This window comes from Ferroglobus sp., from assembly GCF_015521575.1.
GTDB lineage: Archaea > Halobacteriota > Archaeoglobi > Archaeoglobales > Archaeoglobaceae > Ferroglobus.
In genome coordinates this window covers 1-8,560 of sequence record NZ_WANY01000085.1, presented here as the reverse complement: position 1 = coordinate 8,560, position 8,560 = coordinate 1, and the positions used below count along the sequence as shown (strand labels likewise).

The 8,560-nt window shown below is 44.2% G+C and carries 13 protein-coding genes and 1 tRNA gene; 3 read left to right on the top strand and 11 right to left on the bottom strand.

Annotation, left to right across the window (positions count from 1 at the left end; all coding sequences use genetic code 11):
- Positions 1 to 361 (top strand): response regulator (locus F7C14_RS03760; RefSeq protein WP_367114324.1); only part of this gene is annotated, 361 nt, incomplete at its 5' end.
- Complete coding sequence (locus tag F7C14_RS03755) at positions 345 to 755, top strand: pyridoxamine 5'-phosphate oxidase family protein (protein ID WP_290900071.1); 411 nt, start codon at positions 345 to 347, stop codon at positions 753 to 755. The genes F7C14_RS03760 and F7C14_RS03755, both read left to right, overlap by 17 nt.
- Here the strand turns inward: F7C14_RS03755 and F7C14_RS03750 are convergent.
- From F7C14_RS03750 to F7C14_RS03710, 9 genes are all read right to left on the bottom strand, one after another.
- Complete coding sequence (locus F7C14_RS03750) at positions 752 to 1,345, bottom strand: RlmE family RNA methyltransferase (protein ID WP_290900069.1); 594 nt, start codon at positions 1,343 to 1,345, stop codon at positions 752 to 754. The genes F7C14_RS03755 and F7C14_RS03750 overlap by 4 nt on opposite strands.
- Positions 1,335 to 1,724, bottom strand: a complete 390-nt coding sequence (locus F7C14_RS03745; RefSeq protein ID WP_290900068.1) for a secondary thiamine-phosphate synthase enzyme YjbQ — start codon at positions 1,722 to 1,724, stop codon at positions 1,335 to 1,337. Before F7C14_RS03745 ends, F7C14_RS03750 begins: the two co-directional genes overlap by 11 nt.
- A complete protein-coding gene (locus F7C14_RS03740; RefSeq protein ID WP_290900067.1) occupies positions 1,721 to 2,872 on the bottom strand; it encodes a Clp1/GlmU family protein in 1,152 nt (383 codons plus the stop codon). The genes F7C14_RS03745 and F7C14_RS03740 overlap by 4 nt, the downstream gene beginning before the upstream one ends.
- Positions 2,869 to 3,717: a hypothetical protein gene (locus F7C14_RS03735; protein WP_290900065.1), complete on the bottom strand. Its 849-nt coding sequence runs from the start codon at positions 3,715 to 3,717 to the stop codon at positions 2,869 to 2,871. Before F7C14_RS03735 ends, F7C14_RS03740 begins: the two co-directional genes overlap by 4 nt.
- Before the next feature lie 35 nt (positions 3,718 to 3,752).
- On the bottom strand, positions 3,753 to 3,959 hold the full coding sequence (locus F7C14_RS03730; protein ID WP_290900063.1) for a hypothetical protein: 207 nt from the start codon (positions 3,957 to 3,959) through the stop codon (positions 3,753 to 3,755).
- A 147-nt stretch (positions 3,960 to 4,106) separates the two neighbouring features.
- A tRNA-Ser gene (locus F7C14_RS03725) sits at positions 4,107 to 4,188 on the bottom strand.
- A gap of 40 nt (positions 4,189 to 4,228) precedes the next feature.
- Positions 4,229 to 5,056, bottom strand: a complete 828-nt coding sequence (locus F7C14_RS03720; protein ID WP_290900061.1) for a DMT family transporter — start codon at positions 5,054 to 5,056, stop codon at positions 4,229 to 4,231.
- Positions 5,053 to 5,595 carry an HDIG domain-containing metalloprotein gene (locus tag F7C14_RS03715; protein ID WP_290900059.1) on the bottom strand — a complete coding sequence of 181 codons (543 nt, stop codon included), beginning with the start codon at positions 5,593 to 5,595 and terminating at the stop codon, positions 5,053 to 5,055. Before F7C14_RS03715 ends, F7C14_RS03720 begins: the two co-directional genes overlap by 4 nt.
- Before the next feature lies 1 nt (position 5,596).
- Positions 5,597 to 6,292 (bottom strand): pyrroline-5-carboxylate reductase dimerization domain-containing protein, encoded by a 696-nt coding sequence (locus F7C14_RS03710; protein ID WP_290900057.1) that lies wholly within the window; start codon positions 6,290 to 6,292, stop codon positions 5,597 to 5,599.
- Positions 6,293 to 6,332: 40 nt separating this feature from the next.
- Between F7C14_RS03710 and F7C14_RS03705 the strand changes: the two genes are divergently transcribed.
- Positions 6,333 to 7,166, top strand: coding sequence for a radical SAM protein (locus F7C14_RS03705; protein WP_290900055.1), 834 nt, complete (start codon positions 6,333 to 6,335; stop codon positions 7,164 to 7,166).
- On the opposite strand, the gene cas6 is transcribed toward F7C14_RS03705, so the two are convergent.
- Both cas6 and csa3 read right to left on the bottom strand, forming a co-directional pair.
- Complete coding sequence (gene cas6, locus F7C14_RS03700) at positions 7,131 to 8,057, bottom strand: CRISPR system precrRNA processing endoribonuclease RAMP protein Cas6 (RefSeq protein ID WP_290900053.1); 927 nt, start codon at positions 8,055 to 8,057, stop codon at positions 7,131 to 7,133. The two genes, F7C14_RS03705 and cas6, sit on opposite strands and share 36 nt — an antisense overlap.
- Positions 8,054 to 8,560 (bottom strand): CRISPR-associated CARF protein Csa3 (csa3, locus tag F7C14_RS03695; RefSeq protein WP_290900051.1); only part of this gene is annotated, 507 nt, incomplete at its 5' end. The genes csa3 and cas6, both read right to left, overlap by 4 nt.

Sequence of the window (8,560 nt, the reverse complement as noted above, 5' to 3'; positions counted from 1 at the left end):
ATGTATGGGTTTAAAAGTGCTCGTTGTGGAAGACGATCCGATAGTGAGAGAAATTTTGAAAACCATTTTGAAGGACTACTTTATTATCGAAACCGACAATGGTGAAGAAGCTGTTAAACTCTACAAGTACCACAAGCCGGATGTAGTTTTAATGGATGTCGTCCTTCCGGATAAGGATGGTATTAAAGCTACGGAGGAGATTCTAAAGGAAGACAAAAATGCCGTAATAATCGGTATAACAGCTTTTGCTGCGGCGAAAAAAGATGCAATGCTTAAAGCTGGAGCAAAGGAGGTCCTCGAAAAACCGTTAAATAGGAAAAAGATCTTAGAGGCTATTGAGAGACATGTCAGAGCTAAGTGAAATTCTAAGGTTTTTCGAAAACAACTGCAAGAAGGACTTCCTCGTCTGGATAGCCACATACGCTGAAGAGGTTCACTTAGCTCCGGTGTGTTTCGTTTTAAGCAAGGAGGACAAGCTCGTAATCGCTTACAACTTCGTGAAGAAGACAGTGGAGAACATAAGGAAGAATCCGAGGGTTGCAGTTGGAGTTGCTAAGAGACTTGAAGAGGGCTTCGACGGATACCTCGTCAAGGGAAGAGCCGAAATACACGAAGAAGGAGAATTTTTCGAGGAGATAAAGAGGTTCGTTGAAGAGGAAAGCGGTGGGAAAAGAAGCCCAAAAGCTGCGATAGTGGTTTATCCGGAAAAAGTGTACTCGCTAAAACCCGGAGAGGGTAAGAAGAGAATAATTTAATCTCTTTTAGGTCTGAACTTTCCTCCGAATCCCTTCCCTATGAAGTAGATCTCGGCACTTCTCTTCCTTGAGGCTGGAGGAGAGTGAAGTTTTTTGAACCTGAAGTGCTTTTTAAACTCTCTAACAACGTCCTCAAGTTCTGCCCCTTGGAACATTTTAACGACGAAATTTCCTCCGGGCTTTAAGAACTCTTTTGCAATGTTAAAAGCTGCTTTTGCGAGCTCCATGGAAAGGAAGTGATCGAGATCCCAGTTACCCGTTATCTTTGGAGAAGCGTCGCACAGAACCACGTCGAACTTGTCTCTGATTTTTCTGATTTCCTCTTTCGTCTCTTCTTTGGTTATGTCTCCTTTTATAAAAACCACTCCCTCAATTGGCTTCATCGGATTTAAATCTACAGCCACAACATCAGCTCCAAGCTCGACAGCCACCTGACTCCATCCTCCGGGAGATGCACCAAGGTCGAGAACGTGGTAACCTTTTTTAATTATCTCGAACTTCGCGTTTATCTGCTTGAGCTTGTAGGCAGCTCTACTCCTATACCCTTCCTTTTTGGCTTTCCAGTAGTAGTAATCCTGCCTATCCTTCATACACCCTCACGTAGACTTTCCTTCTTCTCGGCCCGTCGAATTCGATAAACAAGATCCTCTGCCAAGTTCCCAAAACGAGATCGGAATTTTCAACAGGAACGATAACGGAATTTCCTACGATGGATGCTTTTATATGGGCGTCGGCGTTGTCGTCGATTCTGTTATGCCTGAAAGAAATCTTTGGAACTATTTCATCTAACGCCTCGACGATATCCTCAATTAATCCGCTTTCAGCTTCGTTAATTATCAAGCCGGAAGTCGTGTGGGGCGTGTAGATTAGAGCTATTCCACTATTCACGCCACTCTCTCTAACCTTCCTCCTAACCTCGTCGGTTATGTCGACGATCTCGCTTCTTCTCCTCGTTTCCACCACTATCATGGCAATCTCACGAAAACCTCTCTTCCGTTTTCTATTTTAAACTCTCCGAACTCTATCCTTTTAGGCTTTTCGCTCGTCGAAGCGAGAATCTTTATCTTCCTCTCTTCAAAGTTCACCTCTTTGATCAATCCCGGGCAGAGGTATTCGTCGGAATAAAGACCAACGAGAACGTTTTCAAAATCTTTTGGACTCACGACGTTCACTTCTACAACGTTGTAGTACTCTTTTAAAGCTTTCAACCCTTCTCCACCGATGTCGAAGCTTTCGGAGTAAATGTTCAAAGAACTCCCGCTTCTCTCAGCGTAAATCACGTCACCAAAAGATAGCAGAACGTCGTCTTCAACTCTTTCTCCGGAGAAGAGCGAGGTGAAGTAAAGCTTCACATCATCGACGCTCACTTCAATTTCCCTCGCATTTTCGAACCACTTTTCGTAGGCTTTTCCCCTAATGTAAGCCCTCATCTCTCTGTCTCTCTTCTTTAACACAAAACTCTCGGCTCTAAAGACTTCGTAATCCGAAAATTCCCGTGGAGGATCGGAGAAGCAGACTATTACCTCGGGATTCGCAATTTCTACTTTCGCAAGCTTGTACTCCACAGCTCTCTTCCCGTGAATCCATCCGGTCGTGTCGATTATAAGCTTTTCTCCAGCTCTCTCAACGAGTTTTTTAAATGCCCTCAAGCATCTTGCCTCTCTGTTCATTGGAGAAATGCTTCCGACAAATTCGCAGGAAATTAGCTGAAACATGCTGAGCAAGTAAGCATCTTCTTTCCTCCTTCCCAAAGCCATACTTCCCGGATGAGAAATGTCCGCCTGCCCTATATCCGCGTCAAGCACGAAGTCTATTCCGAGCCTGTGGGAAACGAATACGCAAAAGCTGCTTTTTCCGGTATCGACTGCTCCGTAAAGAAAAATTCTGCTCCAATCGTTCTCTACAAACTTTTCCCAGCTCTTCGGAATTGTGCTTCCGTTTACCGCTATGTAGTTGCCTTCGATTCTTGCCTCGCTGTCTTCTGGAAAGTAAACCGGCAGAATTTTACCTCTGGGAGCTTCGAAATATTTCCCTCTACAGCCGAATACCTCCGCCTCACCTTTTAGAACTTCGACCTTCCCGTTTTCAAGCAAGATCGTTGTATTTCCCTCGATCATTCCTCCATCTTTATGATGACGCTTCTCATTTCCGGTTGAGCCTCCAAAAGCTTGGTAAAGTTCGTATCGACCATCACTGCAATGCTCAGCGTCCCATTCTCAAGGACGTAGTACTCCTCAGTAACGTTGCCCTCCACGAAGAATGTGTTAGAGGTGAAGTTCATTGCCACAACCTTCTCATACTTACTTCCGTTTAGGGCGTATCCTTCGAAGTAGAAGTCAGCGACGGTAATGTTCGAATTGTTCAACCTTATAAGCTGCTTCACGATTTCTCCCTGAAAGGCTCTGAAGAAAGCGTAATTCTTCTTTGGTAAATATTTGAGCAAGCTCTCCTTCTCTTTTCCAACGTTCTGGAGGTAATCGAAAACCACATCGCTCGTGCCGATCAGTGCCGGATTTATCTGATCGCAAATTGCATAAAAGTCCTTCACCTTAACAACAAAATCTCTCACATTCTCCTTCCTATCGTAACTTGCAAATATTTTTGAAGAGGTGTTGAAGAGGTACACGTAAGAGTTCGTTTTTGTGTAGTAGGCAAAGGCGACGGAATCGAATCCGGTTATCCTAACATACCTGAAAACGGGATCGTTCAAAACAACCTTAGCATATGCTTGAATTAAGCTTGTGAGATTCGTATCGTTAACTTTGAGGTTGAAGTAGTATATTTCGCTCGGGGAGTCCGGCAAGCTGGTTATAGCCGAGAAGTCGTCCATGCTGAATTTCACTTCTCTTTTTGGAGTTGTGTTCGCTCCCCTCAGAGCTATCGCTAATGCCGAGCCTATCATTATTAGGGCGAGAAAGAAAGCCAGTAGTTTCGCTGACCTCCTTTCGAGGGGTTTTGCCATAAACCAACAACTTGACCTTTGCTAAAAAAGCTTTTCTAAGGTAGGTTGTCCTCTCCTTTCATTTCCTTAACCTTGTCCTCTATGAGCTTGTTCACCACTTCGCCAACCCTGATTACATCTCCAACATCGAGTCCCGCCTCTATGGCTAAATCGGAGAGTTTTTTCAAATCCAGAAATCTTGGGTTCTCTTTTTCAAGTCCTCTAAGCACTTTTTTCAGAAATTCTATAAGTTCATCTTCCATGGTAACTTCTTGAATTCGCAAGGTTATAACCCTTATTGAGGGGGTTGTGGTGTAGTTATTTAGATACCATATTAGCGGTGAACTCCTGAAATAATGTTTGGAAAAGTTTTGAGGAACGAGTTTATTTGCTCTAAACTTTTAAAATAACGCCGGGGCTGGGACTTGAACCCAGGCGCCCTTGCGGGCAGGGGATCTCGAGTCCCCCGCAGTGCCTCTCTGCAACCCCGGCTTGAGTTAAAGGATAACTTCAGTGTAGATAACGTTTGCGCTTAAAAGGACTTTGAAACGAACAAAACCGAGAGAAAAACGAGAAAAGCTGCTGTTAAACTCCTCACGGTGAGTTTTTCCTTCAAATAAATTCTGCTTATAACAGCCCCTATGACTGGAGAAGTTGCTGATATCGGCGAGACTCTGTGGGAGCCTATAAGCTCGACGGCTTTAACGAAGCTGAGTATGCCGATCGCAGAGATCAGCCCTCCGACGACACCCATGAAGAGTAGAGACTCTTTATCAAATCTCACGCTCCTTACGAGGGCGAAGAGCATCGCTGAATTTATCAGCATTCTGTAAAACGCTATCTCGACTACGCTCATTATCTTCGTGAGATAATCCAAGATAATCATGCTCAGCGCCCAAGAGAGAGCGGCTAACAAAGCTAAGTAAGCTCCGCTGATTCCATTTCCGCTCTCCTTGGGGACTATGACCACTGCTAAAAGAACCAACAAGCTCGAAAGCACGAGCTCGGCAGTTACTTCCGTTCCGTAAAAGAAAGATGACAGTATGAGGACGTGGATAGGATAGGTGGATGCAAGGGGAAGGCTTACGCTCACGGCACTCTTTTTCAGCGAGGCGAAGTAAAGAAGATCGCCAACGAAAAATGCGAGGATTGCTGAGGAGATTAAGAGGAGAATTACGTCAATTCCGTATCCTCTGAATCCGGAGATGGCGACAGCTGGAAATATGTAGATGGTTACGAAAATGCTCCTCAGCAGATTGCCCTCTATCTCGCTTATTCCCCTCAGTCCCCTCTTAAAAACACTTCCTCCAGCACCCCAGCAGAAGGCTGCGATTACGGCTAAAATTACTCCGACTATCACTCAAGACCCAGCTCTTCCTTAACCTCCTTGAGACTCTCTATAGCCACTTCGTAGAACCTTTCGAGGGGCATCAGCTTCTCTATCATCTTTATCCTGTTTCTGTCACTTCCAGGGGCGAAACTCTTTTCCTTGAACTTCTTCTTCACGGTCTTCGGAGTCACCTCAGTTATCTTACCATTCTTAACAAGTGCGCAAGCTATTATTAAACCGGAAGCGCTATCTGCAGCCTGCAAAGCAACTTCGATCGGCTTTTCGTAGTCACTATACTTCATGTGGTTGTGCCTTCTAACGAAATCCGAAAGAAAGCCGAATCCTTCTTTTTCCAAAATCTCCGCTCCGAGCTCTCCGTGTTTCTCCATATCCCCTTCTACAATCTCGTAATCGATGTCGTGGAGAATTCCCAAAACTTCCCAGAGCTCCTCATCTTCTCCCAATTCTTTAGCCAAGCCTTTCATTATCGCTCCAGTTGCGATGCAATGCCTTATCATCTTCTCATTCTTCGCGTACTTTCTCAGAGTTTCCAGAGCTTTTTCCCTCATCCTACAACCTCCTTGCTTTTTCAGCAGCCTTAACAATCGCCTCAGATAAAGGATTATCGACAATCTCCAATATTCCTTCTATCGTTGTTCCGGCTGGAGTGGCGATTCTTCTCACAGCCTCCTCTAATCCGTACTTCATATATATCTTTGCAGCAGCTTCAAAACTCTTTGAGGCGATGTACTTAGCTTTATCGAACTTTACACCCCCTTTTACAGCTGCAAGGGTGAAGAAGTGGAGGTAGTAGCAGATAAAAGCTGGAGAGCTTCCGATAAGAGAGGTCATCAACTCAAGCTCCTCTTCGCTCTCGCAAACCATTATTTCAGAATCGATGAAGTTGAGAAAGTTCTTGGCTTCTTCGGGGTAAACTGCTATTAAGCTTCCATCCTCAACGGCTATGTTCGTCATAGCTCTGTAGGGCTTCTCTATATATTTCCCCATCTCCTCAAGCTTTACTCCGGCGGCAAAGCTGATAACAGGCTTGTCCTTAGCCACATTTCCTATTTTCTCCATGTTGCTTCTGAAATCCTTCGGCTTTAACGCAACAAGGTAAACATCAGCCTCAACATCCATATCCGTTCTAACTTCAAAATCCCCTATTTTCTCGTATTTTCTTTTGATTATTATCACTTCGGCATTTCTGCAAGCTTTCGCCAGAGCTTTACCAAGGTTTCCTCCACCAATAATTGCGACTCTCATTGATTAATTTTTTGAGCTAAGAGATTTTAATTTTGTTAAAATGGAAAAGGAGAAGATAATTAAAAAGCTTGAAAAGGAGATAAGCGAGGAGGAGATTGAGAAAGCTAAGAGAAACGATCATGCAAGAAGGAAGCCGAGAGCTTGCGGATTTACCGTTCACATAGCCAAAGGGTGTGATGCTAACTGCTTGTACTGCTACGTCAACACTAAGCCCAAATTAATTGATATCTCTCCGAAAGCTTTGCTCTACGCTCTTCTTTTAAATCCGAAGTTCGAAGTTGGAAAAAGCTTCGTCGCCATCGGAGCTATCTGCGAACCTCTTGATTTCCCGGATTACACAAAAGAATTTTTGGATGAGATAGCGAAGCTGGGAAATCCCGTTCAGATTTCTACAAAAGAAGTGAATTACAATCTCGCGAAAGCTTTGAGAAGAGTTGACGCTCTCGTTTCCATGTGCTCCGCAGTAGATGAGATCTGCAAAAAATTTGAGCCGAAAAGACCACCTCCCTCCGAAAGACTCGAATTCTGCAGGGAGATAAAAGGGGGAGTTTTTCTCAGACCAATACTTCCGAACGTAAGCCTGAAAGACCACTTTAAATCCTTGGAAATAATAGCGGATTTCACAGACAGGGTAATCCTCGGAAATTTGAGGCTTAGCAAAGAAGTTAAGAGAAAGCTTGGAATAAAAGAGCTGCCAAAGAAGTACTTTGAGATCAAAAGAAAGCTTGAAGACTACGCTAAGGACCTTGGATTACTCGTTTACAGGTCTGCCTGCTGCTCAAACGCTTACAGGCATAACGTCGTCTGCTGGAACAAGTGCTGGGAGAAGGGATTTTGTTCATCTTGCCCCAACGCCTGCTGGGAAAAAATTTAACTCGTACCACCCATGCCCGAAACTCGCTCTCTTCCCTACGTGGCTCAGGTAGCAAAAAGCCATCAATTTTCTAATTTTGCTGTTCAGCTTTCCGGAATACTGGATTCTTCCGATCAAAAACTCCTCTTCCCGTCCCTTGTAGATAAAACTTCTCTTGGAAAGTTCAGCCTTCCTCGTTTTCACTTTTTCAGCTTTTTTGAGAATTTTCTCAACGTTCATTTCAGGTTCGCTGAGAAGGTACTGATATCTCATGGCTGAATACTTTCTCATCATAGCTTTAACAACATCCTCAAAACTCGGCTCGGCAACAAGCGAGTTCTCCCTCAAAATTCTAAATGGAGTGAGAAACCTGAATTCGAAAATTTCTGGAACTTCGACGTTTAAATGGGAATCCCTAATCCATAGAGATGAGTTGGAATGTTTTCCGTCGTAAATAATCTCCGATTTTCCGTTGAAGGGATTCTCCACAACAACGCTCTTCAGCTTAAGCCTACTTCTCTCCTCCTTAAACCCCAAACCGTAGGAGCACATTCTTTTGACAGCTTCTATCAACTCGCTTTCAAAGTTCACAGCCTCGCCGAAAAGCACTACAGAAAAGCTCAAGTTCTCTCCTCTCTCGTAGATCTGTTTTTCTTCCAGCGGTGGTTTTATCGTGTAAGGTTTCGTGTAACCCTCTATTTTCCTCAAAACTATTCCCTTGGATCTCGATCGAAAGAGAAAGCCGAAGGGACATTGGAATATCAGATCACAAGCGTCGCAATCTCTATTGCAGTTAACGAGTCTCTTTAGATGGAGTCCTATAGCTCCTCTTATGATATTACCCTTCCATCTTGGTAGCTTAGAAGCTCCTTCAAATTCCAATTCGAAGCGGTAAAGCCTCGCCACCCTCATATTAGCTCAGCTATTTCACTTGCTTTAACCTTAAGCGGCTTTCTTGAGACTACTTCAATCAACCCAATTCTCTCAAGCTCGTATATGTGCCTTCTCACGGTCGTTACATCTTTTCCGAGCACTTCAGCAAGCTTCATCGCTTCCATTTCCTCATTCTTCACAGCTTCGACAAGCTTCAACTTCTCCCCACTTAGCTTCGATAATATTCTCGGAAGCGTAAAAATTCCTTTCGGCAGTTCAACAACTCCGGAGAAGTCTTCCAATTCGATTTCGACCCTCGCATTTTTATCCGCTATCGTGAGGGCTGAGAACACCATCAGCGATAAAACTCGCATGCCGCCGCTCAAGTTCACGATGATCCTATGATTATCGAGCTCTTTTAGCACTTTCAGAATTCTGGCAACCCCTGAGACGAAGTTTTTCGGGTTTATCACCATTAACTCCACGCTGACGTTTGAATAACTCGTCGACACGAATCTCTTCACAAGTTCGTAAGCCCTTTC

What these genes read in the sequence shown, in the direction of transcription:
- cas6 (WP_290900053.1), bottom strand. Translation starts at nt 8,057, where the DNA reads ATGAGGGTGGCGAGGCTTTACCGCTTCGAATTGGAATTTGAAGGAGCT.
- F7C14_RS03750 (WP_290900069.1), bottom strand. Translation starts at nt 1,345, where the DNA reads ATGAAGGATAGGCAGGATTACTACTACTGGAAAGCCAAAAAGGAAGGG.
- F7C14_RS03730 (WP_290900063.1), bottom strand. Translation starts at nt 3,959, where the DNA reads ATGGAAGATGAACTTATAGAATTTCTGAAAAAAGTGCTTAGAGGACTT.
- F7C14_RS03705 (WP_290900055.1), top strand. Translation starts at nt 6,333, where the DNA reads ATGGAAAAGGAGAAGATAATTAAAAAGCTTGAAAAGGAGATAAGCGAG.
- F7C14_RS03735 (WP_290900065.1), bottom strand. Translation starts at nt 3,717, where the DNA reads ATGGCAAAACCCCTCGAAAGGAGGTCAGCGAAACTACTGGCTTTCTTT.
- F7C14_RS03710 (WP_290900057.1), bottom strand. Translation starts at nt 6,292, where the DNA reads ATGAGAGTCGCAATTATTGGTGGAGGAAACCTTGGTAAAGCTCTGGCG.
- F7C14_RS03755 (WP_290900071.1), top strand. Translation starts at nt 345, where the DNA reads ATGTCAGAGCTAAGTGAAATTCTAAGGTTTTTCGAAAACAACTGCAAG.
- F7C14_RS03715 (WP_290900059.1), bottom strand. Translation starts at nt 5,595, where the DNA reads ATGAGGGAAAAAGCTCTGGAAACTCTGAGAAAGTACGCGAAGAATGAG.
- F7C14_RS03740 (WP_290900067.1), bottom strand. Translation starts at nt 2,872, where the DNA reads ATGATCGAGGGAAATACAACGATCTTGCTTGAAAACGGGAAGGTCGAA.
- F7C14_RS03745 (WP_290900068.1), bottom strand. Translation starts at nt 1,724, where the DNA reads ATGATAGTGGTGGAAACGAGGAGAAGAAGCGAGATCGTCGACATAACC.